This window comes from Bacillus sp. SYZHCR11 (assembly GCF_057196865.1).
This window is the reverse complement of the sequence record NZ_JBXUND010000003.1, coordinates 213,756-234,174: the sequence shown is the minus strand read 5'-3', so window position 1 is coordinate 234,174 and position 20,419 is coordinate 213,756. Positions and strand designations below refer to the sequence as shown.

22 protein-coding genes and 1 riboswitch are annotated in these 20,419 nt (G+C 47.5%); of the genes, 3 read left to right on the top strand and 19 right to left on the bottom strand.

The features are described 5' to 3' along the window. Positions 1–13: 13 nt before the first annotated feature. The 10 genes from AC2CGA_RS12965 to sdhC all read right to left on the bottom strand — a co-directional run bounded on the left by AC2CGA_RS12965 (position 14) and on the right by sdhC (position 8,120). Complete coding sequence (locus AC2CGA_RS12965; RefSeq protein WP_095315571.1) at positions 14–610, bottom strand: XTP/dITP diphosphatase; 597 nt, start codon at positions 608–610, stop codon at positions 14–16. Between the two features lie 11 nt (positions 611–621). Next, the gene (gene rph / locus AC2CGA_RS12960; RefSeq protein ID WP_003152583.1) at positions 622–1,359 is read right to left on the bottom strand and encodes a ribonuclease PH; all 738 of its coding nucleotides are present in this window, start codon (positions 1,357–1,359) and stop codon (positions 622–624) included. 109 nt (positions 1,360–1,468) lie between these two features. Continuing rightward, a complete protein-coding gene (locus tag AC2CGA_RS12955) occupies positions 1,469–2,554 on the bottom strand; it encodes a GerMN domain-containing protein (protein ID WP_139885346.1) in 1,086 nt (361 codons plus the stop codon). Between the two features lie 107 nt (positions 2,555–2,661). After that, a complete protein-coding gene (gene racE, locus AC2CGA_RS12950; protein WP_012118125.1) occupies positions 2,662–3,480 on the bottom strand; it encodes a glutamate racemase in 819 nt (272 codons plus the stop codon). A 7-nt stretch (positions 3,481–3,487) separates the two neighbouring features. Continuing rightward, the gene (locus AC2CGA_RS12945; protein WP_003152580.1) at positions 3,488–3,928 is read right to left on the bottom strand and encodes a MarR family winged helix-turn-helix transcriptional regulator; all 441 of its coding nucleotides are present in this window, start codon (positions 3,926–3,928) and stop codon (positions 3,488–3,490) included. A gap of 186 nt (positions 3,929–4,114) precedes the next feature. Beyond that, positions 4,115–4,339, bottom strand: a complete 225-nt coding sequence (gene gerE, locus AC2CGA_RS12940) for a spore germination transcription factor GerE (RefSeq protein WP_003152579.1) — start codon at positions 4,337–4,339, stop codon at positions 4,115–4,117. A 120-nt stretch (positions 4,340–4,459) separates the two neighbouring features. Continuing rightward, the gene (locus AC2CGA_RS12935) at positions 4,460–4,897 is read right to left on the bottom strand and encodes an acyl-CoA thioesterase (RefSeq protein ID WP_003152577.1); all 438 of its coding nucleotides are present in this window, start codon (positions 4,895–4,897) and stop codon (positions 4,460–4,462) included. A 59-nt stretch (positions 4,898–4,956) separates the two neighbouring features. Then, the gene (gene sdhB / locus AC2CGA_RS12930; RefSeq protein WP_003152575.1) at positions 4,957–5,715 is read right to left on the bottom strand and encodes a succinate dehydrogenase iron-sulfur subunit; all 759 of its coding nucleotides are present in this window, start codon (positions 5,713–5,715) and stop codon (positions 4,957–4,959) included. 2 nt (positions 5,716–5,717) lie between these two features. Then, positions 5,718–7,478 (bottom strand): succinate dehydrogenase flavoprotein subunit, encoded by a 1,761-nt coding sequence (gene sdhA / locus AC2CGA_RS12925; protein WP_003152573.1) that lies wholly within the window; start codon positions 7,476–7,478, stop codon positions 5,718–5,720. A 33-nt stretch (positions 7,479–7,511) separates the two neighbouring features. Continuing rightward, the gene (gene sdhC / locus AC2CGA_RS12920; protein WP_003152571.1) at positions 7,512–8,120 is read right to left on the bottom strand and encodes a succinate dehydrogenase cytochrome B558; all 609 of its coding nucleotides are present in this window, start codon (positions 8,118–8,120) and stop codon (positions 7,512–7,514) included. Between the two features lie 296 nt (positions 8,121–8,416). Here sdhC and AC2CGA_RS12915 point away from each other — a divergent pair, with 296 nt between their 5' ends. After that, positions 8,417–8,863, top strand: coding sequence for a YslB family protein (locus AC2CGA_RS12915; RefSeq protein WP_003152568.1), 447 nt, complete (start codon positions 8,417–8,419; stop codon positions 8,861–8,863). A 46-nt stretch (positions 8,864–8,909) separates the two neighbouring features. Here AC2CGA_RS12915 and AC2CGA_RS12910 read toward each other — a convergent pair whose 3' ends face one another. The 9 genes from AC2CGA_RS12910 to AC2CGA_RS12870 form a co-directional block, all read right to left on the bottom strand. After that, on the bottom strand, positions 8,910–10,139 hold the full coding sequence (locus AC2CGA_RS12910; RefSeq protein WP_014305531.1) for an aspartate kinase: 1,230 nt from the start codon (positions 10,137–10,139) through the stop codon (positions 8,910–8,912). A gap of 125 nt (positions 10,140–10,264) precedes the next feature. Beyond that, positions 10,265–10,444, bottom strand: a riboswitch (Lysine riboswitch). 61 nt (positions 10,445–10,505) lie between these two features. Beyond that, on the bottom strand, positions 10,506–12,278 hold the full coding sequence (uvrC, locus tag AC2CGA_RS12905; protein ID WP_024085669.1) for an excinuclease ABC subunit UvrC: 1,773 nt from the start codon (positions 12,276–12,278) through the stop codon (positions 10,506–10,508). A 142-nt stretch (positions 12,279–12,420) separates the two neighbouring features. Continuing rightward, positions 12,421–12,735 carry a thioredoxin gene (gene trxA, locus AC2CGA_RS12900; RefSeq protein ID WP_003152560.1) on the bottom strand — a complete coding sequence of 105 codons (315 nt, stop codon included), beginning with the start codon at positions 12,733–12,735 and terminating at the stop codon, positions 12,421–12,423. A gap of 152 nt (positions 12,736–12,887) precedes the next feature. Continuing rightward, complete coding sequence (locus AC2CGA_RS12895) at positions 12,888–14,378, bottom strand: alpha-N-arabinofuranosidase (RefSeq protein ID WP_484480214.1); 1,491 nt, start codon at positions 14,376–14,378, stop codon at positions 12,888–12,890. A gap of 208 nt (positions 14,379–14,586) precedes the next feature. Continuing rightward, the gene (locus AC2CGA_RS12890) at positions 14,587–15,564 is read right to left on the bottom strand and encodes an electron transfer flavoprotein subunit alpha/FixB family protein (protein WP_015387882.1); all 978 of its coding nucleotides are present in this window, start codon (positions 15,562–15,564) and stop codon (positions 14,587–14,589) included. A 31-nt stretch (positions 15,565–15,595) separates the two neighbouring features. Further along, positions 15,596–16,369 carry an electron transfer flavoprotein subunit beta/FixA family protein gene (locus AC2CGA_RS12885; RefSeq protein WP_003152551.1) on the bottom strand — a complete coding sequence of 258 codons (774 nt, stop codon included), beginning with the start codon at positions 16,367–16,369 and terminating at the stop codon, positions 15,596–15,598. 13 nt (positions 16,370–16,382) lie between these two features. After that, positions 16,383–17,162 (bottom strand): enoyl-CoA hydratase, encoded by a 780-nt coding sequence (locus AC2CGA_RS12880; RefSeq protein ID WP_024085671.1) that lies wholly within the window; start codon positions 17,160–17,162, stop codon positions 16,383–16,385. A 13-nt stretch (positions 17,163–17,175) separates the two neighbouring features. Further along, positions 17,176–17,760 carry a fatty acid metabolism transcriptional regulator FadR gene (gene fadR, locus AC2CGA_RS12875; protein WP_003152546.1) on the bottom strand — a complete coding sequence of 195 codons (585 nt, stop codon included), beginning with the start codon at positions 17,758–17,760 and terminating at the stop codon, positions 17,176–17,178. An 88-nt stretch (positions 17,761–17,848) separates the two neighbouring features. After that, positions 17,849–19,537 (bottom strand): AMP-binding protein, encoded by a 1,689-nt coding sequence (locus AC2CGA_RS12870; protein WP_003152545.1) that lies wholly within the window; start codon positions 19,535–19,537, stop codon positions 17,849–17,851. 105 nt (positions 19,538–19,642) lie between these two features. Between AC2CGA_RS12870 and AC2CGA_RS12865 the strand changes: the two genes are divergently transcribed. Together AC2CGA_RS12865 and AC2CGA_RS12860 are read left to right on the top strand one after the other, a co-directional pair. After that, positions 19,643–20,203, top strand: coding sequence for a DUF2711 family protein (locus AC2CGA_RS12865; protein WP_003152543.1), 561 nt, complete (start codon positions 19,643–19,645; stop codon positions 20,201–20,203). Further along, the gene (locus AC2CGA_RS12860) at positions 20,190–20,321 is read left to right on the top strand and encodes a DUF2711 family protein (RefSeq protein ID WP_231135842.1); all 132 of its coding nucleotides are present in this window, start codon (positions 20,190–20,192) and stop codon (positions 20,319–20,321) included. Before AC2CGA_RS12865 ends, AC2CGA_RS12860 begins: the two co-directional genes overlap by 14 nt. The last annotated feature ends 98 nt before the right edge of the window (positions 20,322–20,419 follow it).

Genomic DNA, 20,419 nt, shown 5'->3' with positions numbered 1-20,419 from the left:
CATACGCTCCCCCTTATGAATCAAGCAGCTTTGACAGTTTCTTGAGCGCCTCAGCCCTGTGGCTGATTTTGTTTTTCTCAGCGCTTGTCAGCTGGGCCATGGTTTTATCTTTATCTTTTACAATAAAAATGGGATCATAGCCGAACCCGTTATCTCCTTCGGGTCCTTCTGCAATATACCCTTCAACATGACCTTCGACCGTTTTTGTTTCCTGCCCCGGCATGCTGACGGCAAGGGCGCAGCGGAAACGGGCCGTGCGCTGCTCTTTTTCGATGCCTTTTAATTCTGACAGCACCTTGTCCATATTCGCCTTATCATCTTTTGCTTCTCCGGCATAACGGGCTGAATAAACGCCCGGTCTGCCTCCAAGGTTGTCCACTGATAAACCGGAGTCGTCTGCAATGACCATTTTGTTGACGGCTTTTGCCACGGCTTCCGCTTTTAAGATGGCGTTTTCTTCAAAGGTATGTCCGGTTTCCTCAATTTCTTCCGTAAATCCGATTTCCGCCAAAGAAGAGACGCTGTAGCCTTTCGGTTCGAGTATTTCCTTGAATTCTTTCACTTTTCCCTGATTGTGTGTCGCAATAATGACTTCTTTCACGCTGATCAGGCCTCTCTTTCTTATTTCAGTTCAGGCAATGTTTCTCCCAGCACTTCTTTTTGCTTTTGAATAAGCGTCTGGATTCCTTTTTCGGCAAGGCTTAACAGTCCGTTTAAATCTTCACGGGAGAATGTGGCTTCTTCGCCCGTCCCTTGAAGCTCTACAAAACGTCCGCTTCCCGTCATGATGATATTCATGTCGACTTCAGCCGCCGAATCCTCTTCATAATTCAGATCTAAAAGAAGGCCTTCTTCTTTATCCATCCCGACAGAAATGGCCGCGAGATAATCTGTCACGGGAGAGGTTTTGATAACGCCGCTTTTTACGAGTTTGCCGGTCGCAATGGCCATTGCCAAGAATGCGCCGGTAATGGAAGCCGTTCTTGTTCCGCCGTCAGCTTGAATGACGTCACAGTCGATCCAAATCGTCCGTTCGCCGAGCTTCTCCAAATCAACGACGGCCCGGAGCGCGCGCCCGATCAGCCGCTGAATTTCCATCGTTCTGCCGGAGACCTTTCCTTTTGAAGATTCTCTTATCGTTCTTTGATTCGTCGCGCGGGGAAGCATGCTGTATTCCGCTGTGATCCAGCCTTTTCCTCCGCCGCGTAAAAATGGCGGCACCCGGTCTTCCACAGATGCATTACAAATGACCTTTGTATTTCCCGCTGTAATTAAAACAGAGCCTTCCGGGTGAGTGATAAAATCCAAATCAAATGTGATAGGGCGCAGCTCATCGTGCTGTCTTCCGTCGTGTCTCATATTTTACCTCCGATTATATGTACATAAACCTTTTGTTCCGGATTGTGAATAAAGAAAGAGGCAGCCGGAACGCTAACCTCTTTTTTACTAGTATATCAAAAATCGCAAATTAAAAACTACCCGTATTCACTTGTGCCGGCCTCGAAACTGGTTTTGAAAGGGATTCTCCTTTTTCATTCACCAGTTCTGATTTTCCGTTTACTTTTATAGAAACACTTTTAATCGACGGCTGTTCGGTTAACGTGAGAACGATGCTGTCCAGTACGCCCGATGACACCATTTTTGTTTTTTCGTCGGCGCTTCCGTAAATAGAGCTGTTAAAGTCCAGTGTAACCTGGCCGTCTTTCACTTTCGGCTTGCTGAGAAGCTTAACATCGTTATTAAAGTCCGTCAAAAGCCCGCTTGCTTTGCCCGGTCCGTCGGTGAGCTGTTCAACGGCAGCGGTGATGTCATTTGTTTCCGAATTGTCAATCCGCTTTGTAACAGGCACGTAGTATTCGCTTGTCTCTGTTTCCGCCAGATAATATACAGTCAGCGGATGGGTGTCTGTCAGATCATTCACTCCGGCCGTTTCAATATTAATCCCGTCTTTTCTGCTTAAGTCGCCCGTAATCGGCGTGCCGCCCACAGGCATTTCTTTCAGTTCGTGCCCGTTGATTCTGATTTTGACTTTATCTATTGAGCTGAATTGGGTAAGCGTCCATGTAATCGATTGCAGGATTTTTTGTTCGTCTTCTTTTTTATAGTTTTTAAATTCCTTCGAAAAATCAGCGACGGCAGTGCCGTCTTTTTTAATATCGACATTTACCGTCGTATCCGCAGGGAGCACCGCTCTGAAGCCGTTCGGCAGGATTTCTGATACAGGCCCTCCCTGAACCAAGTACTCAAGGGCCTGCTTTGCGGTTCCCTCACTGTTCGGAAGAGGCAGTGTCTGTGCTGCGACATAGCCGTTTTTATCAATCAGATACAGTTCTCGCATGACTGTATTGGCCGGCTGGTCGGCTTGAGAAGTGCCGTTTTTCTCTGACTGCTTTGGTTTTGCCTGAATTCCCGCTTCATCCTTTACATATGAAATGTCTTGAGGCGGGTCAATTTCCCCGGCTGTTTTATCGGATTGAAATAAACCGCATCCAGATAATACAAAAGCCGAAGTAAGACATGTTGCAGCAATGACTGCAGGTCCTTTTTTCAGCATACTTTTCCCTCCTAAGGCTGTTTGTACTATGATGTATACGAGCCCTGTCCGGGAAATAGACCGGGAAGCGCAAAAAAACCCGCTGTAAACAGCGGGGTTTTTTTGATTTATTTTCTGACCGGCTCTTGAAGGGAGATGCACTCGACATGGCCGATTTCGTGACCGAACCAGTCTTCGGCAATTTTTGCGAAGCCGTTCCGCTCTCCCGTTGTAAGAAATTGATGCTCCGGTGCATGTTTCGATTGGTTTAACAAACCTTTATAAGACAAGATGGTGCTCACTTCTCTCGCCGTCTCGTCTCCGGAGGAAATGATTTTCACATGCTCTCCCATATAATTCTGAATCGGGTCTTTTAAAATCGGATAATGCGTACATCCTAAAATCAAGGTGTCAATTGATGTACCTTTTAAAGGTTCAAGCGATGCTTCAACCGCTTCCTCCGCTGATTCCTGAAGAAACCGTCCGCTTTCCACAAACGGCACGAGCAGCGGACAAGCCGTGTTCTCAACTTGAAGTTCTGCGTTTAACCCGAGCAGCGCCTGCTCATACGCTCTGCTTTTAATGGTATTGACCGTGCCGATGACGCCGATATGCTGGTTTTTCGTGACCTTTATCGCCGTTCTCGCACCCGGCTGAATGACGCCGACAACCGGAATATCCGTTTTGCGCTGAATATCCTCCAAGGCAATGGCCGTGGCCGTATTACAGGCGATCACGAGCATTTTGATATGGTGGTTTTCCAGCAGGTAATCGGTCATTTCCCACGTGTATTGAAGAACTTCTTCTTCAGGACGCGGGCCGTACGGGCAGCGTTTTGTATCTCCCACATAGATGATATTTTCCTTCGGTAGCTGTCTCATGATTTCCTTAGCAACGGTTAACCCGCCAACCCCGGAATCAATGACTCCTATCGGCTGTTCCAACAAAATCGCCTCATTTTCTTTTCATTTCATGCTGCAGTTTCAATAATGATTTTTCGAAAGCGGCTGTTTCTTCTTCGGAAAATGTCGCAAACATATCCCGCAAATAAGCCTGTCTTTTCAAAATCACTTCTTGGATAATGCGCTCTCCTTCAGCGAGAAGATGAATTCTGACGACCCGTCTGTCAGCCGGGTCTTTGACCCGCTCGACAAGCTTATTTTTTTCCATGCGGTCTATCAGATCCGTCGTCGTGCTGCAAGCCAAATACATTTTGCCTGATAATTCGCCTATTGTCATATCCCCCAATTCATAAAGCCATTGAAGCCCCACGAATTGCGGCGGTGTAATTGCATATTGGTTAAGGATTTCTCTTCCTTTTTGTTTAATGATCGCAGCGATATGGCGGAGTGATTTTTCGATATCCGCAACATGCTCTACAGATTTTGATGTCATTTGTCCATCCCTCACTCAAGGATCTTTCTGGGCTATGCGCTCCGTGTCTATTTTCCTTCTTTTTTTAAGAAAATGCAAGACTGACGGAGAAAAAGGAAAAACCGGGATTTTCACCGCATGCCCATCAGCCCGGGCGCCAACGCAAATAACCGGCTCCTTCTCGTAAAGAAGGAAAACCGGCAAGAATCAGAGCTCTAGCTCACCCATTCTAAGAAGCTCGACAACAGCTTGCGAACGCCCTTTCACACCTAACTTCTGCATGGCATTTGAAATGTGATTCCGTACAGTTTTTTCACTGATAAATAGCTCGCTTGCAATTTCCTTTGTTGTCTTGTCTTGAACGAGCAATTCGAATACTTCTCTTTCTCTTTTGGTCAGCAGCGGCTTTGATTGAAAATCTTTCTCCTTCAAGTATTGTAACCCTCCTTGCTAAGGTGAGAGCGAATCTGAAACGAATGGGTTTATATAGTCAAGATATCATATGTAAAGGGCGCTTCGGAGGTGACGTCTCTTAGAGAAATAGTTATCCGTTCAGGCGAGCAGAATGCCTTTCTCCCGCTCCGTCCAGCTGACCGCTTTGCCGCTTTTTTTCGACACTTGAACCATAACGACGGAACCTGTAAAGCACGGCAGGCCCGACTCATTTTCTCCAAGGTAATGAAGGGTGACGGACGCATTTCCGGCAGCGCTTGCTTTCACATAAATCCGCAGATTTTCATACGGCATCACCTGACGCATATAGTCGCACTGCTGGCTTGCGACGACCGTCATCGTTTCCGAGTTTTGCGCCGTCATGCCCCGCTGTTTAAAATAAGCGATCCGTGCTTCTTCAAAATAGATGAAAGGGGTTACATTATTCATATGGCCGAACATATCCGTTTCTGAAAAACGAACCGATACTTCAGTAAAGAAAGAAAACGACTGTCTCCATTCTTCAAACGGGATATCAATATATTGCGGTTGTTTCATCACCTTCAGCTCCTTATAAAAAAACCTCTCCCGTGCGGAAGAGGCTCTTTTTCTCTTTCTTATACTCTGTCGCTTCCGAAGAAATTACGGAATGCTTGTAAATTGGTATCTCTGTTCAAAGCAGCGATTGAAGTCGTAAGCGGAATGCCTTTCGGGCAGGATTGAACACAGTTTTGTGAATTCCCGCAATCTCCGAGGCCGCCGTCTGTCATTAAAGCTTCTAAACGTTCTGCTTTGTTCATCGCGCCCGTCGGATGGGCATTAAACAGACGCACTTGTGACATCGGGGCAGGCCCCATGAATTTCGACTTGCTGTTGACGTTCGGGCAGGCTTCAAGGCAGACGCCGCATGTCATGCATTTAGACAATTCATATGCCCACTGGCGGCGTTTTTCCGGCATTCTCGGCCCCGGCCCCAAATCGTAAGTTCCGTCAATCGGCACCCATGCTTTCACTTTTTTCAGTGAATCAAACATTCTGCTGCGGTCAACCTGAAGGTCACGGACAACCGGGAATGTTTTCATCGGCTTCAGACGGATCGGCTGTTCCAGCTTATCAATCAGCGCCGTACACGACTGGCGCGGTCTTCCGTTGATGACCATGGAGCAGGCGCCGCATACTTCTTCAAGACAGTTCATGTCCCATGCGACCGGAGTGGTTTTCTCTCCTTTTGCATTCACGGGATTTCTGCGGATTTCCATCAGGGCGGAAATCACGTTCAGATTCGGGCGGTAATTGATTTCGAATTCTTCATCGTATGGCGCGCTTTCGGGCGTATCCTGGCGTGTAATGATAAACCGTATCTTTTTCTCACTCATGATTATTTCGCCACCTTCTTCTTCGAGTAGTCGCGTTTACGGGGCGCAATCAGTGATACATCGACATCCTGATATTCAAATTCCGGAGCTTCAAACGGACCGGCATGTTTAGCCATCGTCGTTTTGAGCCACTCATCGTCATTTCTTTCAGGGAAATCCGGTTTATAGTGCGCTCCCCGGCTTTCATTTCGGTTATATGCGCCGAGCGTGATGACTCTGGCAAGCTGAAGCATATTGGAGAACTGGCGGGTGAACATCGCCCCTTGGTTGCTCCATTTTGTCGTATCGTTGATATTGATTTTCTTAAAGCGTTCCATCAGCTCTTGGATTTTGTCATCTGTTTTCAAAAGCTTGTCGTTGTGGCGGACCACCGTGACGTTGGCCGTCATCCATTCTCCGAGCTCACGGTGAAGCACGTAGGCATTTTCATCGCCGTCCATCTTCATGATATCGGCCCATTTTTCTTCTTCTTTTTTCACATAGGAATCAAATAATGAAGAAGACAGGTCTTCCGCTGATGTTTCAAGTCCGGAAACATATTTCACCGCATTCGGTCCGGCCACCATTCCTCCGTAGATGGCGGAAAGCAGAGAGTTCGCCCCCAAACGGTTTCCTCCGTGCATTGAATAATCACATTCACCCGCTGCGAACAGTCCGCGGATGCTTGTCATCTGATCATAATCAACCCACAGTCCGCCCATCGAATAGTGAACGGCAGGGAAAATTTTCATCGGAAGCTTGCGCGGGTCATCACCCATGAATTTTTCATAGATTTCGATAATGCCGCCAAGCTTAACGTCAAGCTCTTTCGGATCTTTGTGCGACAGATCGAGATACACCATGTTTTCTCCGTTGATGCCGAGTTTCTGATTCACGCACACGTCAAAGATTTCACGTGTCGCAATATCCCGCGGCACGAGGTTTCCGTAAGCCGGATATTTTTCCTCGAGGAAGTACCAAGGTTTTCCGTCTTTGTACGTCCAGACTCTACCGCCCTCGCCGCGCGCCGATTCACTCATCAGACGCAGTTTATCGTCCCCCGGGATTGCTGTCGGGTGAATTTGGATAAATTCGCCGTTTGCATAATAAGCGCCCTGCTGATAGACGATTGATGCGGCAGATCCCGTATTGATCATGCTGTTTGTTGATTTTCCGAATACGATTCCGGGTCCTCCCGTCGCCATAATAACGGCGTCAGAACGGAATGACTCGATTTGCATATTGGTCAGATTTTGGGCTACGATACCGCGGCACGTGCGCTCATCGTCAAGAACGGCGCCGAGGAATTCCCAGCCTTCGTATTTTGTGACGAGACCCGCCACTTCATATCTGCGCACCTGCTCGTCCAGTGCGTAAAGAAGCTGCTGACCCGTCGTCGCTCCCGCGTAAGCGGTTCTGTGATGCTGTGTACCCCCGAAACGGCGGAAGTCCAAGAGCCCTTCCGGCGTTCTGTTAAACATAACCCCCATGCGGTCCAATAAGTGGATAATGGACGGCGCCGCTTCACACATCGCTTTTACAGGAGGCTGGTTTGCCAAAAAGTCGCCTCCGTATACCGTGTCATCAAAATGCTCAAACGGAGAGTCTCCTTCCCCTTTTGTGTTGACAGCTCCGTTTATCCCGCCCTGCGCGCAGACCGAGTGAGAGCGTTTGACCGGAACGATGGAAAACAATTTAACGGCCGTGCCTGATTCCGCTGCTTTAATTGTCGCCATGAGGCCGGCTAGACCCCCGCCGACTACGATAATGCTTGATTGACTCATGATAGCCCCTCTCCCTCTAGTAATCTAGTTCTCTTACACAAACGCAAAAATCGCTTTTAAACCTACGTATGAAAGCGCTAAAAATATAATCAGCGTCACGTAAGTCGAAATTCTTTGAGAACGCGGCGTAACCGTGATCCCCCATGTGACCGCAAAAGACCATAAGCCGTTTGAAAAGTGGAAAATGACCGATAAAACGCCTACAATGTAAAAACCGAGCATAAACGGCGAGCTCAGAATATTCGCCATCATATCGAAGTTGACTTCAGCGCCCATCTGCGCGGCAATCCGCGTCTGCCACACATGCCAGCTGACGAAAATAAGGGTGAGAATACCAGTGACACGCTGAAGCACAAACATCCAGTTTCTGAAATAACTGTAGTGGCCAGCGTTGTTTTTCGCAGTAAATGCTATGTACACACCGTAAACCGCATGATAAATTAAAGGTAAGAAAATAATAAAAATTTCTAACGCATACCTGAACGGCAGACTGTCCATAAAGCCGGCCGCCTTGTTAAACGCATCCGCTCCCCTTGCGGCAAATTGGTTGACGACTAAATGCTGGATCAAAAAGATGCCGACCGGAATAACACCGAGCAAGGAATGCAATCTTCGAAAATAAAACTCTCTGTTCCCAGACATTACTTTACCCCCTGTTTGATTTAAGTGCGAAATGTACTAAAATCTCTGCCCCCACTTCGTTTCAATTGTAAGCACTTTATTAAAATTTATTGACAATTTCATTTTACTCCTCCCTCAAAAGGGCGTCAAGAAAACGTGTACATAAATTATAATTTTCGGAATTGATTATCTGGAGGGAAAATTTTATTTTCCTGCGATATCTTTCTCACATTTTTTCGCGTGTTTTATAGGATCATCCTGTAATCCTCCCCCCTGTTTAAGCTATAATAAACGAAGGAGAGAGGGGAATACATAATATGAAGAATAATTATGAAGCAGCTTTAGAACCTTTAACTGAACTCGACGTCAGCGCATACGGCTACGAATTAATCCGGGAAATCGTGCTTCCGGATATCCTCGGTCCGGATCATTCATCGATGATGTATTGGGCGGGAAAACGCCTCGCCCGCAAATTTCCTCTTCAATCGTGGGAAGAAATCCCCGCCTTTTTTGAAAAAGCCGGCTGGGGAACTTTGACAAACGCAGGATCGAAAAAACAAGAACTGGAATTTGAACTGGAAGGACCGCTCGTATCCAGCAGGCTCAAACATCAGAAAGAGCCTTGTTTCCAGCTTGAAGCCGGTTTTATAGCCGAACAGATTCAATTGATGAACGATCAGATTGCAGAATCTTATGAACAGGTAAAAAAGAGAGCGGATAAAGTCGTCCTGACTGTAAAATGGGATATGAAGGACCCTGTATAATTGAAAAAGGCGGTGACTCAAAAGTCCCGCCTTTTTGCCTGCCCGTTTATACGGCAGACGGCTGTTTAGACAGCTCAAACGCATCATGAAGCGCTTCGACCGCTTTCACCATATCATTTTCGCTGACAACCGCTGATACTTTTATTTCGGATGTGCTTACCATTTTGACTTGTACATTTTTTTCCGCCAGTACGGCAAACATGTCCGCGGCGACGCCGGGATTTGAAACCATGCCCGACCCGACAATGGAGACTTTCGCCAGTTTTCTTTCGGTTTCAATTTTTTCATAGTTAAGCGCGTTTTTATATTCTTCAAGCACGGCGACCGTTTGGGCGGCATCTTCCGTTTTCACTGAGAAAGAAATATCCGCTTCCCCATCATCCGACTGTGTCTGAATAATGATGTCAACGTTGATGTTTCGTTTTGCCAGCGCGGTGAAGATTGTTGAAAGTGTTGTCAGTCCGCTTGCAAGGCCCGTGACGGACACCCTTGTGATCTGGTCTTCAAATGCAATTCCTCTGACGATTAAATTCTGCTCCATTGATGATTCCTCCTCAATTAATGTTCCGGCTTCATGTTCCGTGCTTGACCGCACTTCTAAAGGCACTTGGTAGTTTTTCGCGAACTCAACCGCCCGCGGGTGAAGAACACCCGCTCCGAGATTTGCAAGTTCCAGCATTTCATCATAAGAAATCCCCGCCAGTTTTCTCGCTGACCGGACATACCGCGGATCTGTCGTAAATACGCCCGGAACATCTGTATAAATGTCGCATTTATCCGCTTCCAGCGCTGCTGCAAGAGCGACCGCCGTCGTATCGGAACCGCCCCGTCCGAGCGTCGTGATGCCGCCGTCTTCCGTTACGCCCTGAAAACCGGCAACGACTGTAATTTTGCCTTCTGCAAGCTGCGAACGAATCGCCGTGATATCAATATCCGTAATTCTCGCATTGCCGTGAACGGCTTCCGTGCGGACACCCGCCTGCCAGCCCGTATAAGAGACGGCGTCATATCCTTTTTCCTGAAGCGCCATGGCCAAAAGCGAAATCGTGACCTGCTCCCCCGTAGACAAAAGCATATCCATCTCGCGTCTGCTTGGTTCAGATGTGATTTCAGCCGCGAGGTTAACGAGCGCGTCGGTTGATTTTCCCATTGCCGAAACGACGACTACGACATCATGGCCTTTTTGCTTTTCAGCAATGGCGCGATTTGCGGCATTTTGAATTTTTTCGGCAGAGCCGACGGAAGTGCCTCCGAATTTTTGTACGATAAGACCCATACTAGACCACCCTTTACATTTTGGTTCGTGCGGGTGAGGAGAAAAGAGCGTTTTGTCCACAATAAAAAAAGCAATGAGAGGAATAGCTCTCATTGCTTTTTCATATCAGTACGATTGATTATGAACAACGAGATAGCCCTCCAAGAAAATGAATTCTTGACAGCCTTACATTTATTTAATGCAAGGCCAGCAAATCACACCGATGGGATGTGATACACTTCGGCGACGCTCCCCTTTCAGCCTTTTTCGCAGAATCCATCATTCTCCAAAGGCTTACTATTGAAGTTCGCACCTCTATCTTCACCATATAACACGATCTTATGAAATTAGTTCACATTCTAGCAGATTTTTCAGAAAAGCACAATACTATTTTTTTAATTTTTCAAACAGCAGCTGGGCCGCCGCGGCCGGCACACCGGCTTTTTTGATATCGTCAAGGCTTGCTTCCTTCATCTTTTTGACAGATCCGAAATGTTTTAAGAGCATTTTTTTGCGTTTTTCGCCGATTCCGGGGATATCATCCAGAACGGATTGAAAGACGCTTTTTCCCCGGATCTGTCTGTGAAAGCTGATCGCAAAACGGTGAACTTCGTCCTGAATGCGCTGAAGCAGGTAAAACTCTTGGCTGTTCCGCTCCAGAAACACCGGTTCAAGCGGGTCGCCGATCAAAAGGTTCGATGTCCGGTGTTTATCATCTTTCGCCAATCCCGCTACCGGGACATCAAGGCCGAGCTCATTCTCGAGCACGTCGCGCGCCGCGTTAATCTGCCCTTTTCCGCCGTCAATGATGATTAAATCCGGCAGCGGAAGATTTTCGCGGAGCACCCTCGTGTATCTTCTTCTGACGACTTCCCTCATTGAGCCGTAATCGTCCGGCCCTGTTACGGTTTTAATTTTATATTTGCGATATTCCTTTTTATTCGGTTTTCCGTCTATAAAGACAATCATGGCCGATACGGGGTTTGTGCCTTGAATATTGGAGTTGTCAAACGCTTCAATCCGATGCGGGGTGTAAATATTCAGTGCGTCGCCGAGCCGTTCGGCTGCACCGATTGACCGTTCCTCATCCCGCTCGATTAACGAGAATTTTTCCCGCAGGGCGATTTTCGCATTTTTGTGCGCAAGCAAAAGCAGCTCTTTTTTCGGACCTTTTTTCGGCTGATGCACGGCGGTTTCCAACAGCTCGCCGATCATGTCCCTGTCAACGCTGTCAGGCACCAGAATTTCCTTAGGCAGAAAGTGATTGTTTTTGGAATAGAACTGGCCGATGAAGGTCAGAAACTCTTCATCCGCTTCCTGATACATCGGAAACATGCTGACATCGCGTTCGATCAGTTTTCCTTGGCGTATAAAAAAGACTTGGACGCACATCCAGCCTTTATCGTAGGCATATGCAAACACATCGCGGTCCAGAAGGTCATTCATGGTCATTTTCTGCTTCTCCATCGTCGATTCGATGTGAGCAAGCTGGTCGCGGAATTCTTTAGCCCGTTCAAATTCAAGCTTTTCGGCCGCTTCTGCCATTTTCGCTTCAAGCTCTTTTTTGATTTCGTTATGCCCTCCCTTTAAAAAACGGGTGATGTCTTCAACAATCTCGCGGTTTGTCTCCTCAGATATATCCTTTACACATGGGGCGAGGCATTGGCCGAGATGATAATAAAGACAGACGCGGTCCGGAAGCTTTGAGCATTTCCTGAGCGGGTAAAGGCGGTCCAGCAGTTTTTTCGTTTCCCGCGCCGCCTGCACATTCGGATACGGGCCGAAATAGCGTCCCTTGTCTTTTTTGACATTCCGGGTGACAATCAGCCGAGGATGACGTTCATGGGTGATTTTAATAAAGGGATAGGTTTTATCATCTTTCAGCATGACATTGTATTTCGGATCGTATTTTTTAATCAGATTCATTTCCAAAATAAGCGCTTCAAGATTGGAGGAAGTCACGATATATTCAAAGTCCTCAATCTCCGTCACAAGCCGTTGGGTTTTCGCGTCGTGAGAACCGGTGAAATAAGACCGCACCCTGTTTTTCAAGACTTTCGCTTTCCCCACGTAGATGACTGTTTTTTGACGGTCTTTCATTAAATAACAGCCCGGCTGATCGGGAAGGAGGGCCAGCTTTTCTTTCAGTTGTTTATTCATACGTTACCCTTCCTTACATTCATTTCTCGTGTCCATTCAGTGTATCACGAACATTTGTTTTTCTCCATTCTCAGCTTTTGGAAGATCAAAAAAGGCGATTCCCTTTCAAAGGAATCGCCCTGCCGTAACGGAAGCTTTCGGCTTACAGATGTTTGTTTACAAGCTCTTCAAGAGCTTCTTTCGGTTTGAAGCCGACAGATGTTTCAACGACTTCTCCGTCTTTTAGCACGAGAAGTGTCGGGATGCTCATGACGCCGTATTTACCGGCAGTTTCTTGGTTTTCATCCACGTCGATTTTGACGATTTTCAGTTTGTCTCCCATTTCTTGATCAAGCTCTTCAAGAACGGGCGCGATCATTTTACAAGGTCCGCACCAAGGAGCCCAGAAATCAGCCAATACGACACCTTCACTTGTTTCAGCTGAGAACGATTGATCAGTTGCTTTTACGATAGCCATTTGTTATTCCTCCAATTGTCAAATGATGATTTTTAGTATAGCATCTCCCATTCGTTCATGCTAATTTAATGCTTATATTATTTTCTCCCGAACCCGCCGGAAATAATCTTATTTATACAGTGTATTATAACCGGGCGGCGGGCGTTCAAAACTTAAGATGGACCTGCAGGCAGCGTGATTAATACAATCGCCATCGGAGGAAGCTCCGCCTCAAGTTTTCCTCCCTTTTGAGCAAACCCGGAAAACGGCTTCGGTTTGACGTTTTCCGGACTGCTGAATGTATTGTGGGCATTCATTTTTTCCGCGTGCAGAATCGTTCCCGAAGGCGTCCCTGTCTTTTTCATGCCCCGCAGTTCAATCTTCACGTCAGCTTTGTGCAGATGATCGATATTGCAAATGCTGATATGTATGTCTCCGTTCTGCTGTTTGGACGCTGAAATGCTGACTTGCGGGAGCCGGCCGTCATTCCATTCGTACCCGGCTGCATTTGTTTCTGCCGCCAAAAGAGATGCGTCCTGGTGCACCTTAAACATATCGAACACATGATACGTCGGCGTCAACAGCATTTCTTTCCCTTCTGTCAGGACCATTGCCTGAAGCACGTTGACGGTTTGCGCGATATTGGCCATCTGTACGCGGTCTGCGTGCTGGTGAAAAATGTGAAAATGCGCGGCGGCGACAAGGGCGTCGCGGATCGTATTCTGCTGATACAGAAAGCCCGGATTTGTGCCCGGCTCAGGATCAAGCCACGTGCCCCATTCATCAATGATCAGCCCGACTCTTTTTTCGGGATCGTACTGATCCATGATGGCGCTGTGCCTTGTGATCAATTCATCCATATGCGCCGCTTTTTTCATCGTGATGAACCATTCATCTTCCGTAAACTCCGTCGCTGATCCTTTCCCCTTCCAGAAGTCGCCCGGTATTGTGTAATAATGCAGGCTCAGTCCGTCTATGAGATCCGCGACTTTTTTCATTAAAGTTTCAGTCCAGCGGTAATCGTCGACATTCGCGCCGCCGGCAATTTTATAGATTTCATTACCGCTGTAATTACGGACATAGGTTTGGAAGTTTCTGTAAAGGTCAGCATAATACTCAGGATGCATGTTTCCGCCGCAGCCCCAGTTCTCATTTCCTATTCCGAAATATTTCAGCTTCCACGGTTTTTCCCGCCCGTTTTCTTTTCTCCAGTCGGACATCGGCGTGCCCGCTTCAAACGTCATGTATTCAATCCAATCAGCCATTTCTTTAACCGTTCCGCTGCCGACGTTACCGGCGATGTACGGTTCGCATCCGAGCAGTTCACAAAGCATCATAAACTCGTGCGTGCCGAATTCATTAGAATCAATCGTCCCGCCCCAATGGGTATTCAGCATTGTTTTGCGTTTCCCTACGCCGTTTGCCCAATGGTATTCATCAGCAAAACAGCCGCCCGGCCATCTGAGGACGGGAATCTGAAGCTGCTTGAGGGCGGCGGCGACATCCGTCCTGACCCCTCCGGTATTCGGAATATCGGAATCTTTTCCGACCCAGATGCCCTCATATATGCCTCTTCCCAGGTGTTCCGCGAAATGTCCGTATATGTTTTTATTAATGGTTCCCCGTGTGATATCAGTTTGAATGACTGCCGTATTGTGAGACAAACTTGATCATTCCTTCCCCTTAATAAGAATGAAAGCACTACAGCCGATCTATCTGGGATGTATGCTGTATGGATAAGTTTGTAAGCGCTTTACAAAAGCTTATTACATTGGTTCGTACATGTCAATCTGTTGTTTTATTAATCTATAATTTGTACGAACTAATTAACACAAACCAAAACCCTCTGACAAATAAGCCAGAGGGTTTTGATTATGAATGAATATTGGCATTTTTAAATTCCTGAGTCAGAAGCGGAACCACTTCGAACAAATCGCCGACAATTCCGTAGTCCGCTATTTTAAATATTTCCGCTTCCGGGTCTTTGTTAATGGCAACGATGACCTTACTGTTTGACATGCCCGCCAAATGCTGAATCGCTCCGGAAATTCCGCAGGCTATATACAAATCCGGCGTGACGACTTTTCCCGTCTGGCCGATTTGAAGAGAATAGTCGCAGTAGTCCGCGTCACATGCGCCGCGCGAAGCGCCCACCGCTGCTCCGAGCACCTCGGCAAGTTCTTTTAACGGTTCAAATCCATCTTTGCTTTTTACACCGCGGCCGCCTGCTACGATAATTTTCGCTTCTGATAAATCCACGCCGTCCGCCGTTTTTTTGACTACTTCTTCAATGACCGTCCGCAAATCTGCCGGAGGCGCCGCAAGCTCTTCAATATCACCCGTCCGGTTCGCGTCTTTTTCTAATGCCTGAATATTATTCGGACGAATTGTCGCCAGAATGAAAGGATCGGTTGAAATCACCTGTTCAAAGGCTTTGCCGGAATAGATCGGTCTTGTAAAAACGATGTTATCTCCGGTAACGCTTACATCTGTGCTGTCTGAAATCAGCCCCGTTTCAAACCGGGCCGCAAGCTTAGGTGACAAATCTTTTCCCATAGAAGTGTGGCCGAAAATGACCGCATCAGGCTTTTCATTTTCGATCAAATCCCCGAGAATTGCGGCATATCCGTCCGCCGTATACTGAGAAAGCCCCGGCGAATCGGCCGTAAATACTTTGTCGGCGCCGTACTGAATGAGTTCTGATGCTGCATCAGCCGCTCCCTTTCCCATCAGCACGCCGATGACATCTCCTCCGCCGGAAATGGTTTTGCCTGCGGCTATGGCTTCAAAGGTGACGTTCCGTAAGGCGCCGTCACGAATTTCTCCGAGTACGATCACTTTTTTTCCCATTCTGACATCCCCCAGTTTCTTTAATATCAGTTTATACGACTTTGGCTTCTTTTCTCAGCAGTGATACAAGCTCCTTCGCCTGCTCAGCGGCTTCTCCTTCGATCAGTCTGCCCGCTTCTTTTTGCGGCGGCAGAAAACGTTCGATCGTTTTGAGCTTCGGTGCGGCATCATCTTCATCAATGCCGAGGTCATCGAGCTCAAGTTCTTCCAGCGGTTTTTTCTTCGCCTTCATAATGCCCGGAAGCGACGGATAGCGCGGCTCGTTTAAGCCTTGCTGTGCCGTGATGACTAAAGGAAGTGAGGTTTTAATGATTTCGGTATCCCCTTCGTTGTCTTTCTCTGCCGCAGCTTCATCGCCGCTGATTGTCAGTTTTGTAATCGTTGTGACGCAAGGAATGTTCAGCAGTTCGGCAAGCCTTGGAGCCACTTGGCCGGAACCGCCGTCAATCGCGACATTTCCGCCGAGAATCAGATCATATTCCCGGTCCTTGAAATAATGATATAAGATAGTTGAAACGGAGTATTGGTCAGGATCGCTCAGATCATCTTCAATATTGATTAACACCGCCTGGTCACAGCCCATCGCAAGGGCGGTTCTCAGTTCTTTCTCCGCATCTTCTCCGCCGACGGTTACGGCGGTCACGGTTCCGCCGTGCTCTTCCTTCAGCTGAATGGCTTCTTCAATGGCGTATTCATCATACGGATTAATGATAAATTCGGCCCCGTCCTCCTGAATCTTTCCTGCTTCAATGACGATTTTCTCTTCTGTGTCAAACGTCCGTTTCATCAGTACAAATAGATTCATATTCTTATCCCCTTTATCTTCGCCCACCGAATTGAGGCTTTCTTTTTTCGAGAAATGCCTGAATGCCTTCTTTTGCGTCATCTGATGCAAATGCTTCCCCAAAGCGCTTTGCTTCAAGCTTTAAGCCGCCGTCATAAGAATAGACCTTGTTTGAATAAAGGAGCTCAAGCAGAAAAGCCATCGACTGCGGGCTTTTTTCCGCAAACTTGCCCGCGAGCGTTTTCGCTTTTTGCAGCAGCTCTTCCTCATGTTCGGCGCCTATCGTGACAAGACCGAGGCTGAGCGCTTCTTCTCCGGTTACAGGTTCTGAAGTGCCGATCATTTCAAGCGCTTTCGCCGTACCGACGTACCGGGGAAGCCGCTGCGTCCCGGCAAAGCCCGGAATAATGCCGAGATTCAGCTCGGGCAGGCCGAGCTTTGCATCTAATGTAGCGATTCTGATATGGCAGGCCATGGCAAGCTCAAGGCCGCCGCCGAGCGCAGCGCCGTGAATCGCCGCGATAACGGGCTTCGGAAACCCTTCAATTCTTTCCATCAGCTGCTGGCCTTTATCTGCCATGGCAGAAGATTGCTCAAGATTTTCAAGCGACGTAAATTCCTTTATATCAGCGCCCGCCGAGAAAAATTTCCCCTCTCCGCGAATGATGATGCTTCTGACACTGTCATCTGTTTCACAGCGGTCGAACAGACCGGACAACTCATCTAAAACCGCGCCGGACAGCGCGTTGGCCGGCTGATGATTAATGGTGATCACCGCAACAGATTGTTCTACCGCCATCGAAAGGCTGTTCATCCGTCAACCCCCTTTAGTTTTGATGAATCCCTGACACCAACAGCTCCAATACCTTGCCTGACAAATCCGGAAGATCATATTTCTGATCGTTCATCACCCATGTTGTCACTGTTTCATCTATCGTCCCGAATATCATCTGCCGGGCGAGGCGGACGTCGAGATTATCTTTCCATTCGCCCGACTCGATTCCTTCGGTCAAAATGGTGTCCAGCATGTTTAAATAACCTTTTAAAATATCATTGATTTTCAGGCGCAGCTTGATATTCGACTGTCTGAGCTCAAGCTGGGTCACAATCGCGAGGTGGCGGTCATTGCCGAGCAGTGTGAAATGCTGCTTAATAACGAGAGCGAGTTTTTCTTTTGCCGTCGTTTTTTCTTTCACTTCTTCTTCCATGCGTTCAATGAACTGGCCCATCTTTTCTTTAAAAAGAGAAATGAGTATATCCTCTTTGTTTTTGAAATATAAATAGATGGTGCCGTCCGCAACGCCGGCCTGCTTGGCGATTTTGGACACCTGTGATTGGTGATAGCCGTTTTCCGCTATGACTTCTACTGCTGCATCAATAATCTGCATATACTTTGGCCGTTTTTGGTTCAATGTCATCGTTCCTTCCTTCGATAAATGAATGACTATTCATTCATAACTTCATGATAAAAAGGAATCCGGATTTTGTCAAGTTTTTCTTTTAAGGCACCTTGTTTTCATGGGAAGCATCTTCCTCTTCGACTAAACGCCTTCTTAATATTTTTCCAACGGCCGTTTTCGGAAGCTCTTTTCTGAATTCGTACAGCTTCGGGACTTTGTACGGCGCAAGCCGCTCTCTTGCAAACGCATCAAGCTCATCGGCATCTGCCTCGGCGCCTTTTTTCAAAACGATAAATGCTTTCACCGTTTCCCCTCTGTAGGAATCAGGGACGCCCGCTACCACGATTTCCTGAACGGCTTCATGCTCATAAAGCGCCTCCTCCACCTCCCGGGGGTAAATGTTGTATCCGCCGGCAATGATGATGTCTTTTTTCCTGTCGGCGATGTAGAAAAATCCTTCCTCATCCATATATCCCATATCTCCGGTAAACAGCCAGCCGTCTCTGATGACACGCGCCGTCTCCTCCTGCTTATTCCAATAGCCTTTCATGACCTGAGGGCCTTTTACGATCAGCTCGCCGTGTTCATACGGCTCCGCAAGCCCGCCTTTTTCTTCTGAATAGATTCCCGCATCGGTATTGGGCCAGGGACAGCCGATGCTGCCGGGTTTATTTTTTCCCCAGATGAAGTTTGAATGGGTAACCGGTGATGCTTCGGATAATCCGTAGCCTTCCACAAGCTTTCCTCCGGTCACTTTTTCAAATTTCTGTTTGACCTCAACCGGCAGTGCCGCTGAACCGCTCGGACAGCTTTCAATGGAGGACAGATCATACTTATTCAGCTCCGGGTGATGCAGCAGCCCGATGTAAATCGTCGGCGCCCCGGGGAAAACCGTCGGCTTCAGCCTGTCGATTGTTTTCAGTGTATCCAAAGGATTGAATTTAGGAAGAAGGATCATTTCACATCCCTGCATAATGGAAAAATTGAGCACGGCGGTCAATCCGTACACATGAAAAAAAGGCACGATGCCGAGCACCTTTTCGGCTCCCTTTTTCATTTTGTACATCCAGGCGGCGCACATTTCTGTATTGGCCTGAATGTTTCGGTGTGTGAGCATGACGCCTTTCGGATAGCCGGTTGTTCCGCCCGTGTATTGAAGCACGGCGATGTCATGCGCAGGGTCAATATCAAATGGCTCTGCTTCCTCCGCTTTTTCGTTTTTTAAAATATCCGCTAATTTGTGAATTTGTTCGCAGCCGTCATAATCAATATGCACCTGTTGTTTTTGCGTGAGCGTATAAAGCATATTTTTCGGAAACGGCAAAAAGTCTTTTATACTTGTTGTAATAATGCGTTCGACGAGTGATAACGTTTTCATTTTTATCACTTTCGGAAACAGCATATCGAGGGTGATGATCACGCGCGGCGCACTGTCTTTCAGCTGATACTCAAGCTCGTGTTCCGTGTAGAGAGGATTGGTCTGAACGACAATGCCGCCGGCAAACAATACGCCGTAAAAAGCGATGACCGACTGCGGACAATTGGGCAGCATAATGGCGGCTCTGTCACCTTTTTTCAGGCCTGTTTTGCGTAAAAAAGCGGCAAGCTTTAATGAATCTGTGAGAACGTCTTGGAATGTGAGTTTTTTTCCTAGAAAATAAATGGCGGTATGGTTCGGGAATTGAGCTGCGGAGTTTGTCAGATTGGATGGCAGGGTTTGATCGGTAAATTCAAGCTCATGCGGAATCTCTTCGGGATATTGAGAAAGCCATGGCTTTTCAGACTGCATAATACCTCTCCCTTCTGTTTTCCTATACGCTATTATTATAGCAGAAGGGTGATTGGAATGGGAAAGCGTTTCATGTGAAATTTCGAGTTTCATGAGGTGTTGAGTTTGCTGGAAACGCTGCATTTTGAAGAGGGAGTTCCTATCCTGCGCCAGCTGCCGAAGCCGATTACGTCGGCCGCCTTTTTGCTCCATCCCTTTGTCCGGATGCCGGATGGTCGGGAAGAGCAAAAGCGCAAACGGCCTTATGAACATATGTATCCGAGTGATGAGGAGATCATCGCGATGGGCAGACCCGTTTCCTGGCAAACCGTCATGAGCATTTGCGGCCTGCGTTCTGAAAAAGAAACGGCGCTTGCGCTTATGACTGCTGTCACGGCATTGCGGGAGGAATATGCACATCCTGAATCCGCCGAGCGGTTAAATCGGCTCCATCATCCCGATCTGTACTTGCCGAGCGATGATGTCACTTCGCCATTTTTGATTCCGGGACTTTTGGATGTGTTCCGTTCAAAAGGCATAAAGCGCTGCACTTATTATGAGCCTGTCGAAGAGAAAGGCCTATTTTCACTCAATCAAACGGCGGCTTCGGATGTATGCGGACTGCTGCGGGCTGACATGATCATTGCCGATGAAAAAACGGCGCGCCGCTTTTATGAGCATATATGATTCTTTTACGACACTCTTTCTCATGGAAGAACAAGACATTCAGTCTGTCGTCCGCGCCATGAATTGGGAGTCCGTCATTTGCTCTGATACGGCCTGCATAAACTGGTATTCTCAATAAAAAAGGCCGCCGATTTGAGTTCGGCAGCCTTTTTTCAGTATTAAGATGTCATGACCAGATAAATAAGTCCGATGAACAGAAAAATCCCCGCTGCCGAC

What these genes read in the sequence shown, in the direction of transcription:
- rph (WP_003152583.1), bottom strand. Translation starts at nt 1,359, where the DNA reads ATGAGACACGACGGAAGACAGCACGATGAGCTGCGCCCTATCACATTT.
- AC2CGA_RS12955 (WP_139885346.1), bottom strand. Translation starts at nt 2,554, where the DNA reads ATGCTGAAAAAAGGACCTGCAGTCATTGCTGCAACATGTCTTACTTCG.
- AC2CGA_RS12945 (WP_003152580.1), bottom strand. Translation starts at nt 3,928, where the DNA reads ATGACATCAAAATCTGTAGAGCATGTTGCGGATATCGAAAAATCACTC.
- AC2CGA_RS12935 (WP_003152577.1), bottom strand. Translation starts at nt 4,897, where the DNA reads ATGAAACAACCGCAATATATTGATATCCCGTTTGAAGAATGGAGACAG.
- sdhB (WP_003152575.1), bottom strand. Translation starts at nt 5,715, where the DNA reads ATGAGTGAGAAAAAGATACGGTTTATCATTACACGCCAGGATACGCCC.
- sdhA (WP_003152573.1), bottom strand. Translation starts at nt 7,478, where the DNA reads ATGAGTCAATCAAGCATTATCGTAGTCGGCGGGGGTCTAGCCGGCCTC.
- sdhC (WP_003152571.1), bottom strand. Translation starts at nt 8,120, where the DNA reads ATGTCTGGGAACAGAGAGTTTTATTTTCGAAGATTGCATTCCTTGCTC.
- AC2CGA_RS12915 (WP_003152568.1), top strand. Translation starts at nt 8,417, where the DNA reads ATGAAGAATAATTATGAAGCAGCTTTAGAACCTTTAACTGAACTCGAC.
- AC2CGA_RS12910 (WP_014305531.1), bottom strand. Translation starts at nt 10,139, where the DNA reads ATGGGTCTTATCGTACAAAAATTCGGAGGCACTTCCGTCGGCTCTGCC.
- uvrC (WP_024085669.1), bottom strand. Translation starts at nt 12,278, where the DNA reads ATGAATAAACAACTGAAAGAAAAGCTGGCCCTCCTTCCCGATCAGCCG.
- trxA (WP_003152560.1), bottom strand. Translation starts at nt 12,735, where the DNA reads ATGGCTATCGTAAAAGCAACTGATCAATCGTTCTCAGCTGAAACAAGT.
- AC2CGA_RS12890 (WP_015387882.1), bottom strand. Translation starts at nt 15,564, where the DNA reads ATGGGAAAAAAAGTGATCGTACTCGGAGAAATTCGTGACGGCGCCTTA.
- AC2CGA_RS12885 (WP_003152551.1), bottom strand. Translation starts at nt 16,369, where the DNA reads ATGAATCTATTTGTACTGATGAAACGGACGTTTGACACAGAAGAGAAA.
- AC2CGA_RS12880 (WP_024085671.1), bottom strand. Translation starts at nt 17,162, where the DNA reads ATGAACAGCCTTTCGATGGCGGTAGAACAATCTGTTGCGGTGATCACC.
- AC2CGA_RS12870 (WP_003152545.1), bottom strand. Translation starts at nt 19,537, where the DNA reads ATGCAGTCTGAAAAGCCATGGCTTTCTCAATATCCCGAAGAGATTCCG.
- AC2CGA_RS12860 (WP_231135842.1), top strand. Translation starts at nt 20,190, where the DNA reads ATGAGCATATATGATTCTTTTACGACACTCTTTCTCATGGAAGAACAA.